The 20,902-nt window shown below is 72.4% G+C and carries 19 protein-coding genes; 3 read left to right on the forward strand and 16 right to left on the reverse strand.

Going from position 1 to position 20,902, the window contains the following annotated elements:
- Positions 1-24 precede the first annotated feature (24 nt).
- The 4 genes from ACFO6V_RS01015 to rpe all read right to left on the reverse strand — a co-directional run bounded on the left by ACFO6V_RS01015 (position 25) and on the right by rpe (position 3,523).
- Positions 25-678, reverse strand: coding sequence for a DUF2306 domain-containing protein (locus ACFO6V_RS01015; RefSeq protein ID WP_377131242.1), 654 nt, complete (start codon positions 676-678; stop codon positions 25-27).
- A 102-nt stretch (positions 679-780) separates the two neighbouring features.
- Positions 781-1,497 carry a response regulator gene (locus ACFO6V_RS01020; protein WP_377131244.1) on the reverse strand — a complete coding sequence of 239 codons (717 nt, stop codon included), beginning with the start codon at positions 1,495-1,497 and terminating at the stop codon, positions 781-783.
- On the reverse strand, positions 1,494-2,654 hold the full coding sequence (locus tag ACFO6V_RS01025; protein ID WP_377131246.1) for a sensor histidine kinase: 1,161 nt from the start codon (positions 2,652-2,654) through the stop codon (positions 1,494-1,496). The genes ACFO6V_RS01020 and ACFO6V_RS01025 overlap by 4 nt, the downstream gene beginning before the upstream one ends.
- Positions 2,655-2,860: 206 nt before the next feature.
- Positions 2,861-3,523 carry a ribulose-phosphate 3-epimerase gene (rpe, locus tag ACFO6V_RS01030; RefSeq protein ID WP_377131248.1) on the reverse strand — a complete coding sequence of 221 codons (663 nt, stop codon included), beginning with the start codon at positions 3,521-3,523 and terminating at the stop codon, positions 2,861-2,863.
- Positions 3,524-3,602: 79 nt separating this feature from the next.
- Here rpe and ACFO6V_RS01035 point away from each other — a divergent pair, with 79 nt between their 5' ends.
- A complete protein-coding gene (locus tag ACFO6V_RS01035; RefSeq protein ID WP_377131249.1) occupies positions 3,603-4,031 on the forward strand; it encodes a DUF1761 domain-containing protein in 429 nt (142 codons plus the stop codon).
- 282 nt (positions 4,032-4,313) lie between these two features.
- Positions 4,314-4,661: a hypothetical protein gene (locus tag ACFO6V_RS01040; protein ID WP_377131250.1), complete on the forward strand. Its 348-nt coding sequence runs from the start codon at positions 4,314-4,316 to the stop codon at positions 4,659-4,661.
- On the opposite strand, the gene ACFO6V_RS01045 is transcribed toward ACFO6V_RS01040, so the two are convergent.
- Complete coding sequence (locus ACFO6V_RS01045; protein WP_377131252.1) at positions 4,658-6,202, reverse strand: RsmB/NOP family class I SAM-dependent RNA methyltransferase; 1,545 nt, start codon at positions 6,200-6,202, stop codon at positions 4,658-4,660. The genes ACFO6V_RS01040 and ACFO6V_RS01045 overlap by 4 nt on opposite strands.
- Positions 6,203-6,375: 173 nt before the next feature.
- Here ACFO6V_RS01045 and ACFO6V_RS01050 point away from each other — a divergent pair, with 173 nt between their 5' ends.
- Positions 6,376-6,771: a hypothetical protein gene (locus ACFO6V_RS01050; protein ID WP_377131254.1), complete on the forward strand. Its 396-nt coding sequence runs from the start codon at positions 6,376-6,378 to the stop codon at positions 6,769-6,771.
- A 62-nt stretch (positions 6,772-6,833) separates the two neighbouring features.
- On the opposite strand, the gene fmt is transcribed toward ACFO6V_RS01050, so the two are convergent.
- The 11 genes from fmt to carA form a co-directional block, all read right to left on the reverse strand.
- Positions 6,834-7,781: a methionyl-tRNA formyltransferase gene (gene fmt, locus ACFO6V_RS01055; RefSeq protein ID WP_377131256.1), complete on the reverse strand. Its 948-nt coding sequence runs from the start codon at positions 7,779-7,781 to the stop codon at positions 6,834-6,836.
- Positions 7,782-7,790: 9 nt separating this feature from the next.
- The gene (locus ACFO6V_RS01060) at positions 7,791-8,546 is read right to left on the reverse strand and encodes an HAD family hydrolase (protein WP_377131258.1); all 756 of its coding nucleotides are present in this window, start codon (positions 8,544-8,546) and stop codon (positions 7,791-7,793) included.
- The gene (locus tag ACFO6V_RS01065; protein ID WP_377131260.1) at positions 8,543-10,990 is read right to left on the reverse strand and encodes a primosomal protein N'; all 2,448 of its coding nucleotides are present in this window, start codon (positions 10,988-10,990) and stop codon (positions 8,543-8,545) included. The genes ACFO6V_RS01060 and ACFO6V_RS01065 overlap by 4 nt, the downstream gene beginning before the upstream one ends.
- Positions 10,991-11,078: 88 nt before the next feature.
- Positions 11,079-12,269 (reverse strand): methionine adenosyltransferase, encoded by a 1,191-nt coding sequence (gene metK, locus ACFO6V_RS01070; RefSeq protein WP_377131262.1) that lies wholly within the window; start codon positions 12,267-12,269, stop codon positions 11,079-11,081.
- Between the two features lie 91 nt (positions 12,270-12,360).
- Positions 12,361-13,614 (reverse strand): bifunctional phosphopantothenoylcysteine decarboxylase/phosphopantothenate--cysteine ligase CoaBC, encoded by a 1,254-nt coding sequence (coaBC, locus tag ACFO6V_RS01075; protein ID WP_377131264.1) that lies wholly within the window; start codon positions 13,612-13,614, stop codon positions 12,361-12,363.
- Between the two features lie 69 nt (positions 13,615-13,683).
- Positions 13,684-14,019 (reverse strand): DNA-directed RNA polymerase subunit omega, encoded by a 336-nt coding sequence (rpoZ, locus tag ACFO6V_RS01080; RefSeq protein ID WP_357508611.1) that lies wholly within the window; start codon positions 14,017-14,019, stop codon positions 13,684-13,686.
- A 120-nt stretch (positions 14,020-14,139) separates the two neighbouring features.
- Positions 14,140-14,721 (reverse strand): guanylate kinase, encoded by a 582-nt coding sequence (gene gmk / locus ACFO6V_RS01085; RefSeq protein WP_377131267.1) that lies wholly within the window; start codon positions 14,719-14,721, stop codon positions 14,140-14,142.
- A gap of 31 nt (positions 14,722-14,752) precedes the next feature.
- The gene (gene mihF, locus ACFO6V_RS01090; RefSeq protein ID WP_116675126.1) at positions 14,753-15,064 is read right to left on the reverse strand and encodes an integration host factor, actinobacterial type; all 312 of its coding nucleotides are present in this window, start codon (positions 15,062-15,064) and stop codon (positions 14,753-14,755) included.
- 267 nt (positions 15,065-15,331) lie between these two features.
- Positions 15,332-16,240: an orotidine-5'-phosphate decarboxylase gene (gene pyrF, locus ACFO6V_RS01095; RefSeq protein WP_377131270.1), complete on the reverse strand. Its 909-nt coding sequence runs from the start codon at positions 16,238-16,240 to the stop codon at positions 15,332-15,334.
- Positions 16,237-19,614: a carbamoyl-phosphate synthase large subunit gene (gene carB, locus ACFO6V_RS01100; RefSeq protein ID WP_377131272.1), complete on the reverse strand. Its 3,378-nt coding sequence runs from the start codon at positions 19,612-19,614 to the stop codon at positions 16,237-16,239. The genes pyrF and carB overlap by 4 nt, the downstream gene beginning before the upstream one ends.
- The gene (gene carA / locus ACFO6V_RS01105; protein WP_377132126.1) at positions 19,614-20,897 is read right to left on the reverse strand and encodes a glutamine-hydrolyzing carbamoyl-phosphate synthase small subunit; all 1,284 of its coding nucleotides are present in this window, start codon (positions 20,895-20,897) and stop codon (positions 19,614-19,616) included. The genes carB and carA overlap by 1 nt, the downstream gene beginning before the upstream one ends.
- Positions 20,898-20,902 lie beyond the last annotated feature (5 nt).

The following is a 20,902-nucleotide window of genomic DNA, read 5'->3' on the forward strand; positions in this document are numbered from 1 at the left end:
TCGCGGACGTCGGCATGGCTTGCGTCACACCCTGGCCGGGATCCGCCGACGACGGATCACCCACTCGGCCACCGCCGCGTTGATGACCCACGCAGCGGTCATGAGCACAGTGTTGACGACCGGACCCGGCATACCCGCCACCGCGATGTACGGACCGATCAGCAGCGCCTGCGTCCCCGCGCCCATGGCCAGCGCGTAGGCCCGCATCATCCATGCCGGGTGCGCTACGAAGTCGTGCCGCAGCGCCGCGCGCACGCCCAGGACCAGCGACACCACCATCACGACGCCGACCACGTAGCGGACCCCGTTGACGACCACGGTGTCCTTGGTGGGCAGGTCGTAGAACGCGGTCATCCAGAGCCCCGTCAGCGCGGCACCGAGCCCGGCGGGGAACAGGACGCGGCCCGCCAGCCGGTGCCAGCTGCGGCGCCGCAGGCTCGGGACGAACTGGAACGCGCCCAGCATGCTGTAGACGGTCACACAGACGATGTGCACCAGAACCGGGATCGGCTGGGTCACGAACCGCGCGTTGTCAGTGGTGAGCGCCGGGTCTGAGGCCAGCTCGGAGACGCGTGCGGCACCGCCGAGCGCGGGAACGAGCGCGAGCAGGAGAAGGCCTGCGGGAACGAGCCATTGGCGGCGGCTGGTGGGCTTGGTCCGCACCTGGGATGTGGTCATGGTGCGAGCCTGCTCCGCCCGACCCACGCAGGTCATGGGCCCGCGGACCGGTCTCGTCCTGGCCGAAAGTACGAGTCGCCGAGAGTACGGGTGCAGCCCGCGTCAGTGCTCGCGCGTGGGGCGCGCGGGACGGAGCCGCCCCGTGTCGTACGCCCAGAGCGCCACCTCCACGCGGTTGCGCGCCCCTAGCTTGGTCATCAGGTTCGCGACGTGGGACTTCACGGTGCTCAGCGTGACGAACAGCTCGCGCGCTATCTCGGTGTTCGTCCGGCCGCCGGCCACCGCCAGCAGGACCTCCTCCTCACGCGCCGTGAGCGGGTCCAGCGGCTGGGCGGGCAGGTCGCGCGGGCCGGCGTCGGCGAAGGCGCGCAGGAGGCGCGTGGTGACGCTCGGGGCGATCAGGGCGTCACCCGACGCGGCGGCCTCGATCGCCTGGGCCAGGAGCGCCGGTCCGGCGTCCTTGAGCAGGAAACCGCGAGCCCCGGCGCGCAGGGCTGCGTACACGTACTCGTCCAGGTCGAACGTGGTGATCACGACGACCGCCAGCGGGTCCGCGACAGCGGGGCCGGCGAGCAGTCTGGTCGCCTCGATACCGTCGACGTCCGGCATCCGGATGTCGAGCAGGGCGACGTCCGGACGCAACCGCTGTGCGAGCTCGACGGCGGTCCGGCCGTCGGCGGCCTGCCCGACGACCTCGATGCCCTCCTGGGCGTTCAGGATCATGGTGAGGCCAGTACGGACGATCTCCTGGTCGTCGGCCACGAGGACCCTGATGTTGCCGGTAGTTGTGCGCCCGGCAGTTGTGCGCCCGGCAGTCATGCGGCGCCCGAGAGCGGGAGGATCGCCTCGACGGTCCAGCCGGCCGCGCCGGGCCCGGCGTCGAGCGTGCCGCCCAGCAGCGCCGCGCGCTCGCGCATCCCGGCCAGCCCGTAGCCGCCGTGCCCGTACCCGCCATGGCTCGGAGAGACCGCCGCACCGCCGTCGTCGGACACCCGGAGCCGGACGGACGTCTCATCGACGGTGACGCGGACCGCGATCCGGGTGGCGCCCCGGGCATGACGGCGCGCGTTCGTGACCGACTCCTGCGCGATGCGCTGTACCGCACCGCCCACGGCCGCCGAGACCAGGGCGGGGTCGCCCTCCAGGTTGACCTCGACGCGCGGCACGGTGGGGTCGGCGAGGCGTTCGACGTCGGCCAGCGTGGGCCCGGGAGCGAGCTCGTCCGCCCCGTCGCCGCCGTCCTCTCCAGGGACGAGCTCGTCCGACCGCAGGACGCGGACCAGCGTGCGCATCTCGGCCAGCGCACGGGAGGCCTGCTCCTCGATCACCTGCAAAGCCTCGGCAGCCGCGCCGGGATCGGTCTGCGACACCGCGAGTCCGGCCTGTGCCCGCACCGCGACGGCCGAGATGTGGTGCCCGACGACGTCGTGCAGGTCCCGGGCCAGTCGCTCCCGCTCGAGCAGAACCACCTGCTCGCGTTCGCGCCGGCGCGCGCCGGACCGGTACCGGAGCGCCAGACCGAGTGCGAACGTCGAGCCGAGGATCAGAGCGCCGATGCCCACGTCAGCGAGTGTGAGGAAGCCGAGCGCCGCGTTCGTCCCCATCTTCGCGAGGACCACCGCCGCGCCGAGCACCATGGCCCGCCCGCTCCCCCACCGGAACAGCGCGTACGCCAGGACCAGCATGAAGATGTTCGAGCCGAAGGCCAGGTCCCGGCCGAGGACGAGCGCCGGCACCGTCGACGCCGCGAACGCGACGACGACCGTCGTCAGCGGGTGCGTCCGGCGCCACAGCAGCGTCGGTGCGAGCACGACGACGGTGGCGAGCTCCAGCCACCGCCCCTGGACATCCGGCCGCGCGACCATCTCGATCACGGCCCCGGCCACGACGGCGGCGACGAGCACCCAGTCCCGCCACACGCGCACGGGCGGATCGGCGGGCCGCGGTTCGTCCCAGAGCGAGCGGATGGCGGACACGCGCTCATGCTACGAGGGCCGGGGGCACCGCCGGATCAGGCAAAAGTACGAGCCGGGCTCCCGGGGCCGGGGCTGTTGGTGACGTGCCTCCGGGGCGGGTGTTGTGCGGCACGCGCTTGGCACACTATTTATTCCTACGTAGCGATTGTGCCCAAAACTCCCGTGAATTGTGGGCACAATCGCTGCGTAGAGCGATCCGGTCTCCCTCAGTGCGTGTGCTTGCTCGCGAGCTCGCGCAGCGTCGCGATCTCGGCCGGGATGTCCTCGGCCCCGTACACCGCCGAACCCGCCACGAAGACGTTCGCCCCGGCCTCGGCCGCACGCTCGATCGTCTCTCGCGACACTCCCCCGTCGACCTGGATCCATACGTCCAGACCGGACTCGCTCACGGCCTCCCGTGCGCGGCGGATCTTCGGCAGGGTGCCCTCGATGAAGGACTGGCCACCGAACCCCGGCTCGACCGTCATCACGAGGATCATGTCGATCTCGGCGAGCAGGTCGAGGTAGGGCTCCACCGGCGTCGCCGGGCGCAGCGCGACGCCGGCTCGCGACCCGAGCTTCCGCAGCTCCCGCGCCAGACGCACGGGTGCCTGCGCCGCCTCCGCGTGGAAGGTGACCGACGCCGCCCCCGCCTCCGCGAACGCGGGCGCCCACCGGTCGGGGTTCTCGATCATGAGGTGCGCGTCGAGCGGGACGGGCGACACCTTCGCGAGCCGCTCGAAGATCGGCAGCCCCAGCGTCAGGTTCGGCACGAAGTGGTTGTCCATGACGTCGACGTGCGCGTAGTCGGCGTCGGCGATCCGGCCGAGGTCGCGCTCCAGGTTCGCGAAGTCGGCGGACAGGATGCTCGGGGCGATAAGGGCTGCCATGATGCCAGCGTAGAGCGCGATTCTCCGCACCACCGAACCGCATCCCCAACCGCGCAGTCCCCACAGTCCGGGAGCAAAGATGATCCCCGAAGTGAACTACTGGGCAGTGCTCGTGGCCACGCTGTCCACGCTTGTCGTGGGCTCGCTCTGGTACACGCCGAAGGTGTTCGGCACCCGCTGGATGCGGCTGGCGAAGGTGGACCCCAAGGCCGCCGAGGCGGCAGGCATCTGGCCCATCGTCGTCACGGTCATCGTCAGCTTCCTGACGGCGTGGGTGCTGGCCGGCGCCGTCTACATCTCGTGGGAGTTCTACCAGGGCGCGTTCCTGACGGCGTCGGTCGTGACCGCCGTCCTGCTCTGGATCGGCTTCACCGCAGCGCGCATGATCACGCACGACGCCTTCGAGGGCCGTCCCCCGGCGCTCACCACCCTGAACCTGGCCCACGAGCTCGTGACGATCCTCGTCATGGCAGTGATCATCGGGGTGTGGCCGCCGGCGGGCGTCTGACACCGCAGGCCTGACTGGAAGTCTCTAGCTTCGGCGAAGATCACCCGGCCCGTGCCGCAGAGGTCGTGGTCCGACGTCGGACCGCACCGCTAGCCTCCGTGCGTGGCAGAGCAGCAGGGGCGCGCAGCAGGGACGCGCCTGGGTGCCCTCGTCCGTGAGCTACGGCGTTCAACGACAGGCGGACTCGTATCCACCATCTGCTGGATCGTCGTGCTGTCAGCCATACCCGGCTACCTCACGTTCGGGTACTTCCAGGACAGACAGATCCTCGCGGAACGCGGGGTGCAGATCGTCGCGTCGGTGACCGAGGTCAACGGGTCGCGCAGGGCCCCCGACACGGTGGTCGTCCGTCCCGTTGATCCGCCGTACTTCGAGTCGACGCTCCACCGCTTTCCGGATGTCAGCGTCGGTGATCGACTCGACGTGGTCTTCGATCCACAGAATCCGGCACGGATCGCCGCTGCCGACGGGCCGCTGATCAACGGCTCCGCCCTCGTCGTCGCGGGCCTCGACCTACTCAGCCTCCTGGCGCTGCTCTTTGCCCTCGCGGCAGCCGCCGAACTCGTCCGGCGCGCGTGGGCACGCCTGCGTGGTGATCGAAGGCCGGGCCCCGACGGCTCCCATCGCTAGGCTCTCTTGCGCAGCAGCGTCAGGTGCATCGCGTCCGTGCCGTGCACGTGCGGCCAGAGCTGGACGTCGTCGCGGTCCGACAGGGGAATCTCCTCGCCTGCGCCACTCGCGCTGACCACGGACCGCACGGCGGCGGCCGTGTCGAGCCGCTCGACGTCGTCGCGCTTCTTCAGGACGTCCGAGACCACGAGCTGCGTCTCGGCGAGGTGCGGCGAGCACGTCACGTACGCCACCACTCCCCCGGGCCGGACGGCGTCCAGCGCCGAGGCGAGCAGCTCGCGCTGCAGGCCGGTGAGCTCGGCGAGGTCCGACGGCGTCCGCCGCCACCGGCTCTCGGGCCGACGGCGCAGCGCGCCCAGTCCGGTGCACGGAGCGTCGACGAGCACCCGGTCGTAGGCGCCGGGCTCGTCGGCGCCCACGTCGCGCCCGTCGCCGGTGCGCACCTCTTCGACGACGCCCTCGGGTATGGCCGCCAGGGCGTTCGCGACGAGGCGGGCACGGTGCGGCGCCACCTCGTTGGCGACCAGCGTCGCGCCCCGCTGGGCGGCCAGCGCCGCCAGGAGGGCCGCCTTACCGCCCGGGCCGGCGCACAGGTCGAGCCAGCGTTCGTCACGGCCGTCCAGGGGTGCGCCCGCGAGGGCGAGGGTCACGAGCTGCGAACCCTCGTCCTGCACGCCCGCGAGGCCCTCCCGGATCGCCGGGATTCCCGCCGGGTCCGAGCCCTCCAGGCGCAGCGCGGTCGACGCCCAGCGCCCGCCCACCAGCTCGGCGTCGCCCCACGCGGCCTCGTCCGAGACGTCGACCAGGCCCGGGCGCGCCACCAGCGTGACGCGCGGCGGCACGTTGTCGGCGGCCAGCAGGGCACCGATCTCGTCGACGTCGCGACCGTTGCCCGCCAGCGCCTCGCGCATCGCCCGGGCGATCCACATCGGGTGCGACTCGGTCGCCGCGAGGCCGGCCAGGGCGTCCGGCGCCTCCTTCGTGAGCACCGAGAGCCACTCGTCGAGCGGACGCTCCGAGACCCGGCGCAGCACCGCGTTCACCATCTGCGCGGGCCCGGCGCCCACGCGGTTGCGCGCGAGCCCCACCGTCTCGGAGACGGCGGCGTGCACGGGCACCCGCATGCCGAGGACCTGGTGCGCACCGAGCCGCAGGACGTCGAGCAGCGCCGGGTCCAGCCCGGGCAGCGGACGGTCCACCAAGGTCGCCAGGATCGCGTCGTACCGGCCGCGCAGGCGCAGCGTGCCGTAGGTGAGCTCCGTCGCGAAGCCCGCGTCCCGCCCGCGGATCTGCCGCTCGCGCAGCAGCGGCGGCAGCACGAGGTTCGCGTACGCGTCGGACTCGTCCACCTCGCGCAGCACGTCGAACGCGACCATCCGGGCCGGGTCGGTGCGCTTGCGGCGCTCCGACGGCGCTTGCGACGTGCGAGGACGGTCGCCGGCCCGGAACCGCGCCGCGCTGCGTTCCCGGCCTCGAGAGTTCCGGCGCGGATCGTCGCGGCGCGGATCGTCCTGGGGCGGGTGAGAAGAGGTGTTCGGCACTCCCCGATCCTACGTTGACGCGCCTGGTCAGCCGTCTCTGCACGGATCCGCCCGGAGCACCATGGGGAGATCTCCCCATCGAACCGTCGGGCCGGTCGTCGTCGTGGCTCCTAACCTTTCGTCCGCGCGGTGACAGATGCGCACATCGGACGAGAAGCCACACTGGAGGAAACATGTTCGGGAAGAAGCTGGCACACGGTGCCCTCGTCGCAGCGGCGTCGATCGGGCTCGTACTGGGGGCCATGCCCAGCGCGTCCGCCAACGACATGTCGTGGACCCTGAAGAACGCCTCGGGCACGGTGCTCGCGAAGGCGTTCGCGGACGACTCCGCCAACCGGGTCCAGGCCTGGGACACGTACGTCAACGACCGCAACGTGCGCCTCGACGTCTGGCGGGTCGGGAACGAGGGGGGCACGCACGTGTACTGCCGGGACAACCTCGCCGCGGACGGGGTCAAGTGTGACAAGGCAATGATCTGGGTGGAGGACACCCGCCTCGCCGGGCGGCTCTGCGAGATGAGCGGTTCGACGGCGACGCGCTGCACCGGCGTCAAGGAGTTCTACAACTGACCGTAGGCCTGGGCTGAGCCGACGTGGTCCGCACCGGTGCGGACCACGTCGGCTCAGCCGTCTCAGACGGCCGCGCCGCCCAGCACGAGGCCCGCCTCCACGAGCGGACGCCCGCCGCCCCGCGCCCAGTCGGGCGCCGGCATCGCCTTCTTCCCGACGGGCCGTACCTCGCCGAGCGCGACGGCGTGCGTGGCAGTGCCGACCAGCACCTCGTGCTTCAGTGCGCGCACCTCGCCCGCCCGCAGGTCGGTGACCTCCGGGCGCGGAGCGACCGGCCCGAGACCCAGGCGGGTGCCGTCCGGCAGCACGGTCCACGCGCCGGGCGCGGGCGTGCAGCCCCGCACCAGGCGGTCGATCGCGAGCGCCGGGTCGGTCCAGGCCACGCGGGCGTCGTCGGTGGTGAGCTTGGGGGCCACGGACACGCCGTCGGCGGGCTGCGGCTGGGGCTGGAGGGCGCCGTCCTCCAGCGCGTCGAGGGTGGCCACGAGCAGCTCGGCGCCGGAGACCGCGAGGCGGCCGAGGAGGTCGCCCGACGTGTCGGTGGGCCGGATGGTCTCGGTGGCCGTGCCGAGCACGGGGCCGGTGTCCATGCCCTCGTCGAGGAGGAACGTCGTGGCGCCCGTGACCTCGTCGCCCGCGATCACCGCGCGCTGGACCGGAGCGGCACCGCGCCAGGCGGGCAGCACCGAGAAGTGCAGGTTGATCCAGCCGAGGCGCGGCACGGCCAGCACCGCCGGCCGCAGGATGTGGCCGTACGCGACGACGGGGGCTGCGTCGACCTCGAGGCCGCGCAGCCGGTCGATGAACTCGTCACCGCGCGGGACGTCCGTGATGACGGGGATCCCGGCGTCCTCGGCGCGGGCGCGCACCGGGCTCGGCGTGAGCTTGCGGCCGCGGCCCGACGGCGCGTCGGCGCGGGTCAGGACGGCGACGACCTCGTGGCGCGAGCCGATCAGTGCCTCCAGCGAGGCGACGGCGGGTTCGGGGGTTCCTGCGAAGAGAAGACGCACCGGGTCATTCTAGGTTCGGCGGACCGGCGCGGTGCTCCCGGGCGCCGGGTTCTCCGGCTGCGTCTTCTCGGACTGCTGCTCCGCTACCGGGAGCCCCAGGGCGCGCAGGTCCTTGCGCAGGGTCTCTGTGGTCGTGAACACGACACCGTGGAACCCGACGCCGCGCGCGGCGTCCACGTTCACGTCCTTGTCGTCGATGAACACGGCGCGGGCCGGGTCGATGCCGAACCGCTCCACGACCAGCTCGAAGATGCGCCGGTCGGGCTTGGCCATGCCCTCACGGCCGGACACGATGACGTCCTCCATGAGGCCGATCGCCGGCGCGGCGGGCTCAGCGCTGTGGAACGTCTCGGCCTGCCAGTTCGTCAGCCCGTACAGCCGCAGCCCGAGGCCCTTCAGCTCGGCCACGAGCTCCGCCGAACCTTCTATCGGTCCGGTGAGCGACAGCTCGTAGTGCTCGACGTACCGGCGCAGGTCCTCGACGAGGTCCGGGCGGGTGCGTTCCAGGCGTTCGAGCAGCACGGAGAACGGCGTACCGGCGTCGGCGGCGTGGTTGATCGTGTGGAAGTCCACCGCCTCGAAGAAGGCCTCGATCTCGGCCCGGGGCCGCCCCGCGTACGGGCCGAAGGGGTCCCAGCCGACCAGGACGTTCCCGAAGTCGTACACGACCGTGTCGATGACGGTCGCCGTCTCGGTCGCCGTCTCGTCCTCCGGTCGGGTCGTGGGGGCGGGGACCGGGACGGTCGCGGGGTCGGCAGAGGTCACAGCATCTCCTTCGGGTCGAGCTGGACACGGACCGTCCCGCCCTCGCGGCGCGCGGAGCGGACGGCAAGGCTTGCCTTGAGCCTACGGGCGAGCTCGTCGCCCTGGGCGAGCGGTACGCGCAGCACGGTACGCACGGGCAGGTCCAGCGCCTGCACCCCGGCCGCTCCGCCCCGGCCGGACGACGGCGCCCCCGTGCCGCGGCCTCCCGGCCCGCGCCCGGCGGCGTCCGGGTCGAGCTCGACCGGGCCCAGCACGCCCGAGCCCGCCCCGGGGTCCTCGCGCAGCCCGACGCGCGCGACGACGGCTTCGACGGCCGTCCGGTCCCCGGTCACCGCGGCGACGCGCACGGCCGGCGGGAGGTGCAGCTCGGCCCGCTCGTCGAGCTCGCGCTCCGCGAAGCCGGCAGGGTCCCAGCGCACCAGGCCCTGCGTCGGGCCGGGGGCGCCGTCGCCGACGAGCAGCACCTGCCCCTGAGGCCCGGGCCGGACCAGGGAGGCGGCGGCCAGCCAGCGGTGCAGGGCCTCCGTCCCGGAGGCGAGGCCGGTGCCGCCCGTCATCACCGCCGCGTCGAGGAGAAGGGCCGTCGCGTAGCCGGACTCGGCGACCGGTTCCGCGCCGGGCGTCGCGACGACGAGCGCGGGCGTGCCGGGGACGGCGTCGAGCACGCCGCCGGGCGCCGTGGCGGAGGACAGCCGTACGGGCACCCCGGTGAACGCGCGCCCGAGCTCTTCTGCCGTGCGCGCGGAACCGACACGCACCGACCGCAGGCCGGTCCAGCCGCACTCCTCGCAGTGCCACCCGCCGGCCAGGCGGCCGCACCACGAGCACTGCGGGGCGCCGTCGGCGTGCGGGAGACCCAGCGGGCCGTGGCAGTGACCGCACCGGGCAGCGACCCGGCAGCGGGAGCACGCCACGACCGGCAGGTAGCCCGACCGGGGCACCTGCACCAGCACGGGGCCGCGTTCCAGGGCGTCGCGGGCGGCCTTCCAGGCCACGGACGGCAGCCTGGCCGCCGCCGCCGCGCCGTCCCGCGCCAGCTCCACCGAGGTCAGGGCCCGGACGCGCGGCGCACGGGACCGGACCACGTCCCTGGGCGCCGCCAGCTCACGGGCCCAGCCGGATGCCAGCAGCGCCTGCGCCTGCACCGTGCGACCTGGCGAGCCCAGCAGGAACGCCGTGTTCTCCCGCTCCGCGCGCAGCGCCAGCACGTCGCGTGCGTGCGGGTACGGGGAGTGCGGCTCGGCGAGGGTCTCCTCGCCGTCGCCCCACAGGACGACCAGCCCGAGGTTCGTGACCGGGGCGAACATCGCGGCCCGGGTACCGACCACCACACGCGCGGCACCCCGCAGAGCGCGCAGGAACGCACGGTAGCGGGGGGCCGGGCCGTCGTCCGCGAGGAGCCGCACGACGTCGTCCGCCGCGAGGCCGGCCAGCTCCAGCGCCGCGGTCACGCGCGCCGCGTCCCGGGCGTCGGGTACGACCACGAGCACCCCGCGGCCGCCTGCGACGCACGCCAGGACCGCCTGTGCGACGGCGGCCGCCCAGTGCGGCGTGCTCGCGCTCGTGCCGGCGGTTCGGGTATCGGTACGGGTATCGGTACGGGTATCGGTACGGGTATCGGTACGGGTATCGGTACGGGTATCGGTACGGGTATCGGTACGAGCATCCGTATCGATGCCCACACCCGGCAGCGCCGACCAGACCGCACGCGGTGCCTCGCCCGCCATGATCCGGCGCAGGTACGCCTCTCCCCCGCGGTACGGGGCCCAGGCGGTGGACGACGGGGCCTCTGCGAGCTCCGGGGCCTGGACAGGCTCGACCAGCGAGGAGGCGGGCTCGACCAACGGGTGGGTGGGGCCGGGTGTCCCGACAGGCTCGACCAGTGGATCGGCGGGCTCGGCCGGCGAGGGGGCCGACACCGGCTCCTTCTCGACGCGCGCGTGCCGTGGCGGCAGCGCGAGGCGCAGCACGTCGGCCAGCGTGCCCGCGTAACGGTTCGCGACGGCGCGGCACAGGTCCAGCACCTGCGGCGTCAGCACCTGCTCGCCGGACACCACCTTGCGCAGCGGCACGAGGCGGCCGTCGTGGTCAGAGGTCTCCTGGCGGGCCACCACGTACCCCGCGACGTCCTGCCGGCCGAAGCGGGCCTTGACGCGGACGCCGGGCTGGGCTTCGTCGGCCATGGTGACCGGGACGAGGTAGTCGTACGCCTGGTCGAGGTGCGCGGGCTGCAGGTCGAGCACGACGTGCGCCACCGGGAGCGTCTGCGTGATCGGGACGCCGTTGGTCTCGGCGTTGTCGAGCGGGTTCCTGGACCTGCTCCGACCCTGCCCACCGCTCGATCCACCACCACGCCCGCGGCCACCCGCGGGCACAGCACCCACCTCGTCCAGCCCGAGCAGCGCTCCGTCCGGCAGCGTGTCCTGCTCTGTGTCCCCGTTCACGTGCCTATCCCACCACGCGCCACCGACATCCGAGTCCGGGCCTGCCGGCGGTCAGCCGTCGCCGGAGCGGACCGCCGTCAGAGCAGGCTCAGAACAGGCTCAGGAGGTCCTCGACGCGGTTCGTGCGCTCCCACGTGAAGTCGGGCAGGTCGCGCCCGAAGTGCCCGTACGTCGACGTCGCGCGGTAGATGGGCCGCAGCAGGTCGAGGTCGCGCACGATGGCGGCCGGGCGCAGGTCGAACACCTCGCGGATGGCGGCGGTGATCCGCTCCACGGGCACCGTCTCCGTGCCGAACGTCTCGACGTAGAGGCCCACGGGGTGCGCCTTGCCGATCGCGTAGGCGACCTGCGCCTCGCAGCGCCGCGCGAGCCCTGCCGCGACCACGTTCTTGGCGACCCAGCGCATGGCGTACGCGGCGGACCGGTCCACCTTGGATGGGTCCTTGCCCGAGAACGCACCGCCGCCGTGCCGCGCCATGCCGCCGTAGGTGTCGACGATGATCTTGCGGCCCGTCAGCCCGGCGTCGCCCTGCGGCCCGCCGATGACGAACTTGCCGGTCGGGTTCACGAACTTCTTGGCGCCCGACCACTCGAGCCCCGCGGACTCCAGCACGGGCGCGATGACGTGCTCGGCGACCTCGACGTGCAGCTTCTCCTGCAGGACGTCGGCGTCGTGCTGCGTGGAGAGCACCACCGTGTCCACCGCGACGGGGCGGTCGCCGTCGTACCCGACGGTGACCTGCGTCTTGCCGTCCGGGCGCAGGCCCAGCACCTCGCCGGACTTGCGCACCGCCGCCAGCCGCTCCGAGAGGCGGTGCGCCAGCCAGCCGGCCACGGGCATCAGGGACGGCGTCTCGTCGGACGCGTAGCCGAACATGAGCCCCTGGTCCCCCGCGCCCTGGGCGTCGAGGGGGTCGAGGTCGCTCGTGTCGTCCCGCATCTCCAGCGCCTTGTCGACGCCCTGCGCGATGTCCGGCGACTGCTGGCCGATCGACACGGAGACGCCGCACGAGTCGGCGTCGAACCCGATGGTGGAGGACGTGTAGCCGATCCCGCGCACGACGTCCCGCACGATCTGCGGGATCTCGACGTAGGCCTCGGTGGTGACCTCACCGGCGACGTGCACCAGGCCGGTGGTGACCATCGTCTCCACCGCGACGCGCGACGTCGGGTCCTGCTCCAGGAGCGCGTCGAGGATCGCATCACTGATCTGATCGCACACCTTGTCCGGATGACCCTCGGTCACGGACTCGGACGTGAACAGACGCAGCTCGCTCATGAGCCCCAGCCTACTGTCTCGCACAGCGAACAGTCGATCCTGAAAGGTGAGACGGGGATCACGACTGAGGCTCGATCAGCACGGCGGCAGCTCAGGGCAGCAGCTTGACGACGGCGTCCCAGACGGCGTCCGCCACCGCGCGCTTCGTCCCCGACGCCGCACCGACCACCTCACCGGTGCCGTCGAGCAGCGTGACCTCGTTGCTGTCGGTGCCGAATCCACGCCCGGAGCCGACGGCGTTGACCGCTATCAGGTCGGCGCCCTTGCGCCGCGCCTTGGTGCGGCCGTGGTCCAGCACGCTGCCGGACGCGTCGCCGGTCTCGGCGGCGAAGCCCACCACCACCTGGCCGGGACGCAGGCGCTCGTGCGCGAGCTCGGCCAGGATGTCCGGGTTCTCGAGGAGCTCGATCGGCGCGGGCCCCTGGCCCGGCACCTTCTTGATCTTGGCGCCCGGCGTGGCGGCGGGCCGGAAGTCGGCCACGGCGGCGGCCATCACCACGACGTCAGCGGCGGCGCCGGCGGCCCGCACGGCGGAGCGCAGCTCGGCGGTCGACTCGACCCGTACGACGGAGCAGGCGAGCCGCCCGGCCGCGCCGCGCACGGACTCGACCTGGTCGGTCACGTCCTGGGCGAGGTTGGCCGCGACCAGCGTCACGTCCGCGCCGCGTGCGGCGGCCGCCTGCGCCAGCGCGACACCCTGCCGGCCGCTGGACCGGTTGCCGATGAACCGGACGGGGTCGATCGGCTCGCGCGTGCCGCCCGCGGAGACGACCACGCGGCGGCCGGTCAGGTCCTGGGTCTCGACAGACCCGGCCAACGGGGCGTCCACCAGCGCCAGGGCCTCGCGCGCGATGTCCACCGGCTCCGGCAGGCGACCGGGGCCTGTGTCCGTGCCGGTGAGCCGGCCCGACGCCGGCTCGATCACGTGCACGCCGCGCTCGCGCAGCGTCGCCACGTTCGACCGTGTCGCGGGGTGGTCCCACATCTCGGTGTGCATCGCCGGAGCGAACACCACGGGGCAGCGGGCCGCCAGCAGCGTGGTGGTCAGCAGGTCGTCGGCGAGGCCGGCGACCGCACGCGCCATGAAGTCGGCAGTCGCCGGGGCGACGATCACGAGGTCGGCACCCTTGCCCAGCGCCACGTGCTGCACGCCGGGCACGTCGTCGAACACCTCGGTGCTGACGGGCTCGCCCGACAGCGCCTCGAAGGTCGGTGCGCCGACGAACTCGAGGGCGGCGCTCGTGGGGATCACCCGCACGGCGTGCCCCTGCTCGCGCAGCAGGCGCAGCAGGAGGACCGCCTTGTACGCGGCGATCCCCCCGGTCACGCCGAGGAGGATCCTCATCGGTGGTTACCTCTCAAGAACCGTGCAGCTCAAGAACAGTGCAGGTCAAGAGGCCTGCGACGAGTCCGGTCAGGCCGGGAAGTCGGGCAGCGGCTGCTCGGCCTTGGCTGCCGCGGCGGCGTCGGCCTGCGCCTGGACCTCTGCCGGGTCGACCTCTTCGATCGTGAGGAGGCCCTGGGTGATCTCGCGCATCGCGATGGAGAGCGGCTTCTCCTGGTTGCGGGTCTCGACGAGCGGACCCACGTTCTCCAGCAGGCCCTCGTTGAGCTGCGAGTAGTAAGCGTTGATCTGACGCGCGCGCATGGATGCGTACAGCACGAGGCCGTACTTCGAGTCGATGCGCTCGAGCAGCTCGTCGATCGGCGGGTCGGTGATGCCCTCGGGGGCGGCGACGGTTCCGGCCATGGTGAAGCTCCAGAAGTCTGAGGTACGGGGGGAAAGTCCGAGGCACGAGTCTACCTGCTCGATCGCTCGGACGCGGCAGGCCGGACGTGGTCCGGCCTGCTCTGGTCTGCGCGGGGCCTGTCAGCCGGCGACAGGTGTGGTGGAACCCACACCCATCCCCACACCCATCACAGCGACGAGCGCGTCCGTGGCGCGGTGGACGTCGTCGTTCACGATCGTGACGTCGAACTCCTCCTCCGCGGCGAGCTCGACCCGCGCGGTGGCGAGCCGGCGCTCGCGCTCCTCGGAGTCCTCGGTGCCGCGTCCGACGAGCCGGCGGACCAGCTCGTCGAAGCTCGGCGGGGCGAGGAAGACGAATCGGGCTTCAAGACCCGAGGCCGTCACCGCGTCACGCACCTGGCGTGCACCCTGGAGGTCGATCTCCAGGAGGACGGGCACCCCGGCGGCGAGCTTCTGCTCCACCGGCCGCCGTGGCGTCCCGTAACGGTTGTGACCGTGCACCACTGCCCACTCGAGCATCTCGCCGGCGGCGACCATACGGTCGAACTCCTCCGGTGACACGAACAGGTAGTGCACTCCGTCCACCTCGCCCGGGCGCGGCGACCTGGTGGTCGCCGACACGGAGAGCCAGACCTGGGGGTAACGGTCCCGCACATCGGCGGAGACCGTGCCCTTGCCCACCGCGGTGGGTCCTGCGAGCACGGTCAGCCGTGCGGGTTGTGACGTACTGATCTCAGCCAAACCTCTCGATGAGCGCCGCCGACTGGTGCGGTCCGAGGCCTCGGACGCGGCGGGTCTCGGCGATCCCGATCTCTTCCATGATCGCCCTGGCCTTAACCTTACCGACCCCGGGCAGTGACTCGAGCAACGAGACGACCTTGAGCTTGCCGACGACGTCGTCCTTCTGGCCCTGCTCGATGACCTCCTTGAGGGAGCCCTGCGAGTACTTGAGCTTGTTCTTGATCACTGCCCGAGCGCGACGCGCCTCGGCGGCCTTCTCGAGTGCTGCCGCACGCTGCTCGGGGGTGAGGGGAGGTAGTGCCACGCAAGTCACCTACTCGTGTCTCGACCGGCCTCCTGGGCTAGGACGTCCGGTCCTCGCTCGGGCCGGATGCCCAAGTCCGTGACCTGGTCCGCGACCGGTCTGGTGTGAACTGCTGCATCGAAAGTAGCCACCGCCCCACCGGTCGGCAATCGCAGAACGCCACTTCGTGAAAACTCATGCACATGGGCTTTTACGCATTTGGTGCATTCCATGACAAAGCGCCCTCGATACATAGCGATCGAGGGCGCTTTGTCCTTCGGACGAGTTTCAGCTCCGCAGCGCGGTCTTCGCCTCCTGCGCGGCCGTTCGTGCGGCTCTCACCAGTGCGTCCGGGTCCGGTCCGGCGGCGAGCACCCCCCTGGACGACGACGCCAGCACGTTCCGCCGGGCGTCCCCGAACGTCGTGGCGAGCTCGCGCTCCCCCGCCCCCTGGGCACCCACACCGGGAGCCAGGAGGGGTCCGTTGACGGCGACGAGGTCGGTCCCCGTGGCAGCGACGGCGTCACCGATCGTCGCGCCCACCACGAGGCCGACGGAACCCATGGGCTCCGCCCCCGCGTTGAGCACCGCCGCGCGCGCGGCCATGAGGGCGGCCACCGTGCCGCCCGGGACGCCGTCCGGACCAGCCTGCCCCGAGACCTCGGTGCGGGCGTGCTGCACCTCGAAGCCCTCCTTGTTGGAGGTGAGGCACAGCACGAACAGCCCGCGGCCGGTGGCCGCGGCCAGCTCGACGGCCGGCGCGAGCGAGCCGAACCCGAGGTACGGCGACACCGTGAGGGCGTCCCCCGCCAGGGGCGAGCCGTCCGCGAGGAACGCGTCCGCGTAGGCGCCCATCGTCGAGCCGATGTCGCCGCGCTTGGCGTCCACGATCGTCAGCGTGCCGGCGCCGCCGGGGCCCGCGGGTCCCGCAGTGCGAGCTGCCGCGATGACCTCCTCCAGCACCGCCAGGCCACGCGAGCCGTGCCGTTCGAAGAAGGCCGCCTGCGGCTTGAACGCCGCGACCCTGCCGCCGAGCGCGTCCACCACCCGCAGCGAGAACTCGCGCAGCCCGTCGACGTCGTCCCGGAGGCCCCAGGCCTGCAGGAGCGAGGCGTGCGGGTCGATGCCGACGCACAGCGGACCGTGCTCGTCCATCGCCGCGGCGAGCCGGGCGCCGAAGGGCACGACGCCGCTCACGCGCTCGCCCCCGCCAGCTTCGCCGCCGCCAGGCGGGCCGCCGTCGCGGCCTGGTGCTCCTGGAGGCTCGCCACCTCGAACGGGCCCGCGAGCACCGCCTCGATGCCCTGCACCGCGGCCGCGAGCTGGTCCACGGTGGTCGCGATCGGCTTGTCGGCGGCCGTCGTGGCCGCGCGGATCTCGTAGCCGTCCGCGCGGGCACCCTGGCCAGAGGGTGAGTTCACCACGAGGTCGATCTGCCCCTCGGTGATGAGCCCCACGACCGTGAGCTCGCCGTCCGGCCCGCGGCCCTCGGTGTGCTTGCGCACCACCGTCGCCTCGATGCCGTTGCGGCGCAGCACCGTGGCGGTGCCCTCGGTCGCCAGGACCTTGAAGCCGAGCTCCACGAGCCGCTTCACGGGGAAGACCACGTGCCGCTTGTCGCTGTCGGCCACGGAGACGAACACCGTGCCCGACGTCGGCAGCCCGCCGAACGCCGCCGCCTGCGACTTCGCGAACGCGTGCGGGAAGTCCTTGTCGAAGCCCATGACCTCGCCGGTCGAGCGCATCTCCGGGCCGAGCACCGAGTCCACGACCAGGCCCTCGCGGGTACGGAACCGCTTGAACGGCAGCACCGCCTCCTTGACGGCCAGCGGGGCGCCCAGGTCGAGCGTCGCGCCGTCGTGCTCCGGGAGCAGACCCTCGGCCCGCAGGTCGGCGATCGAGTCGCCGACCATGACGCGAGCCGCAGCCTTCGCGAGCGGCGTGCCCGTCGCCTTGGAGACGAACGGCACGGTGCGCGACGCGCGGGGGTTGGCCTCCAGGACGTACAGGACGTCGCTCACGAGCGCGTACTGGACGTTCAGCAGGCCCCGCACCCCGACGCCCCGGGCGATGGCCTCGGTGGAGCGGCGGATGCGCGCGATCTCGGTCTCGCTCAGCGACACCGGGGGCAGCACGCAGGCCGAGTCGCCCGAGTGGATGCCCGCCTCCTCGATGTGCTCCATGACGCCGCCGAGGAACATCTCCTCGCCGTCGAACAGGGCGTCGACGTCGATCTCCATCGCGTCGTCGAGGAAGCGGTCGATCAGCAGGGGCGCGGCGAGCGTGCCGTGTGCGCCGGAGTCGGCGTGGGAGACGGCGGCCGCCTCGAGCGCACGCTCCACGTACCCGGTGAGCTGGTCCTCGCTGTAGACGATCTCCATGCCGCGGCCGCCCAGCACGTACGACGGGCGCACGAGCACGGGGTAGCCGATCCGGTCGGCGATCTCGCGGGCCTGCGGGAGCGACCGGGCGGTGCCGAAGGCCGGGGCGGGCAGACCGGCGTCGAGCAGGACCTGCCCGAAGATGCCGCGGTCCTCCGCGGCGTCGATCGCCTCGGGGCTGGTGCCGAGGATCGGCAGGCCGGCCTCGGCGAGGCGCCGCGCGAGGCTCAGCGGCGTCTGCCCGCCGAGCTGCACGATGATGCCCTTGACCGGTCCGGCCGCGAGCTCGGCCTGGTAGACCTCGAGGACGTCCTCGAAGGTCAGGGGCTCGAAGTACAGGCGGTCGGCCGTGTCGTAGTCCGTCGAGACGGTCTCCGGGTTGCAGTTGACCATGACGGTCTCGTACTTGTCCTTGAGCGCCAGGGTGGCGTGCACGCACGAGTAGTCGAACTCGATGCCCTGCCCGATGCGGTTGGGCCCGGAGCCGAGGATGATCACGGCCTCGCGCTCGCGGGGCGCCACCTCGGTCTCGGAGTCGTAGCTCGAGTAGTGGTACGGGGTCTTGGCCGCGAACTCGGCGGCGCAGGTGTCCACGGTCTTGTAGACCGGGCGGACGCCGAGCGCGTGCCGGATCTCGCGGACCGTCACCTCGCCCGAGGAGCCCATGCCGCGCAGCCGCGCGACCTGGGCGTCGGACAGCCCGTGCCGCTTGGCGTGCCGCAGCACGTCCTCCGTGATGGTGGGCGACGCCGCGACCTCGGCGGCCACCTCGTTGACGAGCTGGATCTGGTCCAGGAACCAGGGGTCGATCTTGGTGGCGTCGAAGACCTGCTCGAGCGTTGTCTCGCCGGTGGCGACCGCCCGCAGCGCCTGCTGGACGGCGACCATGCGACCCTCGGTGGGCCGCTCGATCTCCTTGAGCAGCGTGGCCAGCTCCTCGCCCGACGGGGCTGCGCCGTCCCAGTGGAACTGGACGCCGCCCTTGTCGATGGACCGCAGGGCCTTGCCGAGCGCCTCGGTGAAGTTGCGGCCGAGGGCCATGGCCTCGCCCACCGACTTCATGGTGGTGGTCAGCGTGTCGTCGGCGGCGGGGAACTTCTCGAACGCGAACCGCGGGACCTTGACCACGACGTAGTCGAGCGTGGGCTCGAAGCTCGCGGGAGTCACCTTGGTGATGTCGTTCGGGATCTCGTCCAGCGTGTAGCCGACGGCGAGCTTGGCGGCGATCTTCGCGATCGGGAAGCCGGTCGCCTTGGAGGCCAGGGCCGAGGAGCGGGACACGCGCGGGTTCATCTCGATGACGATGATCCGCCCGTTGGCCGGGTCGATGGCGAACTGGATGTTGCAGCCACCGGTGTCGACGCCGACCTCGCGGATCACGGCGATGCCGATGTCGCGCAGCTTCTGGTACTCGCGGTCCGTCAGCGTCATCGCGGGGGCGACCGTGACGGAGTCGCCGGTGTGCACACCCACGGGGTCGACGTTCTCGATGGAGCAGACGACCACCACGTTGTCGTTGCGGTCGCGCATGAGTTCCAGCTCGTACTCCTTCCACCCCAGGATGGACTCCTCCAGGAGCACCTCCGTGGTGGGCGAGTAGTGCAGGCCCTGCCCGACGATGCGGTGCAGGTCCGCCTCGTCGTAGGCCAGGCCGGAGCCCAGGCCGCCCATGGTGAAGGACGGGCGCACGACCATCGGGTAGCCGAGGATCTCGGCCGCCTTCAGGGCCTCGTCGATGGAGTGCACGATCTCGGAGCGGGCCGACTCGCCGCCGCACTTGGCGACGACGTCCTTGAACTGCTGGCGGTCCTCGCCCTTCTGGATGGCGGGGATGTTGGCGCCGATCAGCTCGACGCCGTACTTCTCGAGCACCCCTGCCTCGTCCAGCGCGATAGCGGCGTTGAGCGCCGTCTGGCCGCCGAGGGTGGGCAGCAGCGCGTCGGGGCGCTCCTTGGCGATGATCGTGGTGAGGACCTCGGTCGTGATGGGCTCCACGTACGTGGCGTCCGCGAACTCGGGGTCGGTCATGATCGTGGCCGGGTTCGAGTTCACGAGGATGACCCGCAGGCCCTCCTCGCGGAGCACCCGGCAGGCCTGGGTGCCGGAGTAGTCGAACTCGCAGGCCTGGCCGATGACGATCGGGCCGGACCCGATGACGAGGACCGAGGAGATGTCGGAACGGCGAGGCATCAGTGGTTCTCCTCGGTGTTGATCTGGGCAGCTGACTGCGGGGACTTGAGTGCGGGCGGCCAGGCCGCCGGGTTCGTCAGCAGGCCGACGAACCGGTCGAACAGGTAGGCGGCGTCGTGCGGGCCCGCCGCCGCCTCCGGGTGGTACTGCACCGAGAAGGCGGGCAGGTCCAGGCAGGTCAGGCCCTCGACCACCTGGTCGTTGAGCCCGATGTGGGAGACGACGACGCGGCCGTAGCGGCCGCCGTCGTGCGGGGCCGTCGAGCCCTGCTCGTCGAGCGGGGCGTCGACCGCGAAGCCGTGGTTGTGCGCGGTGACCTCCACCTTGGCGGTGGTGCGGTCGAGCACCGGCTGGTTGATGCCGCGGTGCCCGTAGTCGAGCTTGTAGGTGCCGTAGCCGAGCGCGCGGCCCAGGAGCTGGTTGCCGAAGCAGATGCCGAAGAACGGGATCCTGCGGTCCAGGACGGCGCGCAGCAGCTCGACCTCGTGGCTCGACGCGGCCGGGTCACCGGGACCGTTGGAGAAGAAGACGCCGCGCGGGGCGTCGTCGGGCAGCGCGGCGAACACGCCCTCGATGTCGGCGACGGTGGAGGCCTGCGGCACGACGACGACGCGGACGCCGCGCTCGGCGAGGCGGACCGGCGTCATGGTCTTGATGCCGAGGTCGACGGCGACCACCGTGGCGACGGGGGCCTTGCCCGGGTTGTTCTCCAGCCACTCGCCCTGCGGCTCCACGGTGTAGGCCTCCTTGGTGGAGACCTCGCGGGCCAGGTCGGCGCCGGCCATCTGCGGGGAGGCCTGCACCTGGGCCACGAGCTCCTCGACGGAGCGCGGGTAGCCGTCGCGGACCAGGTCCGCGCCCGAGAAGATGCCGGCGCGCATCACGCCCTCCTCGCGCAGCCGGCGGGTCAGCGCGCGCGTGTCGACGTCGGAGATGCCGACGATGCCCTGCTCGGCGAGCTCCTCGCCGAGCGAGTGCTGCGCGCGCCAGCTCGACACACGGCGCGCGGGGTCGCGGACCACGTAGCCGGAGACCCAGATCTGGCCGGACTCGGGGTCCTCGTCGTTCACGCCGGTGTTGCCGATGTGCGGCGCCGTCATGACGACGATCTGCCGGTGGTAGGACGGGTCCGTCAGCGTCTCCTGGTAGCCGGTCATGCCGGTGGAGAAGACGATCTCGCCGAACGTGGTGCCGGTGGCGCCGTACGCGCGGCCACGGTAGGTCGTGCCGTCCTCGAGGACGAGCGCTGCGGACTCCGCGGCGGTCTGTGCTGCGGGTGTCATCGGGA

Source organism: Promicromonospora alba, from assembly GCF_042654905.1.
Lineage (GTDB): Bacteria > Actinomycetota > Actinomycetes > Actinomycetales > Cellulomonadaceae > Promicromonospora > Promicromonospora alba.

Bases quoted from the DNA above. Each gene is read 5' to 3' on its own strand.
- ACFO6V_RS01035 (WP_377131249.1), top strand. From the start codon at position 3,603: ATGATCCCCGAAGTGAACTACTGGGCAGTGCTCGTGGCCACGCTGTCC.
- ACFO6V_RS01020 (WP_377131244.1), bottom strand. From the start codon at position 1,497: ATGACTGCCGGGCGCACAACTGCCGGGCGCACAACTACCGGCAACATC.
- rpe (WP_377131248.1), bottom strand. From the start codon at position 3,523: ATGGCAGCCCTTATCGCCCCGAGCATCCTGTCCGCCGACTTCGCGAAC.
- ACFO6V_RS01015 (WP_377131242.1), bottom strand. From the start codon at position 678: ATGACCACATCCCAGGTGCGGACCAAGCCCACCAGCCGCCGCCAATGG.
- ACFO6V_RS01050 (WP_377131254.1), top strand. From the start codon at position 6,376: ATGTTCGGGAAGAAGCTGGCACACGGTGCCCTCGTCGCAGCGGCGTCG.
- carA (WP_377132126.1), bottom strand. From the start codon at position 20,897: ATGACACCCGCAGCACAGACCGCCGCGGAGTCCGCAGCGCTCGTCCTC.
- carB (WP_377131272.1), bottom strand. From the start codon at position 19,614: ATGCCTCGCCGTTCCGACATCTCCTCGGTCCTCGTCATCGGGTCCGGC.
- rpoZ (WP_357508611.1), bottom strand. From the start codon at position 14,019: ATGGCCGGAACCGTCGCCGCCCCCGAGGGCATCACCGACCCGCCGATC.
- coaBC (WP_377131264.1), bottom strand. From the start codon at position 13,614: ATGAGGATCCTCCTCGGCGTGACCGGGGGGATCGCCGCGTACAAGGCG.
- metK (WP_377131262.1), bottom strand. From the start codon at position 12,269: ATGAGCGAGCTGCGTCTGTTCACGTCCGAGTCCGTGACCGAGGGTCAT.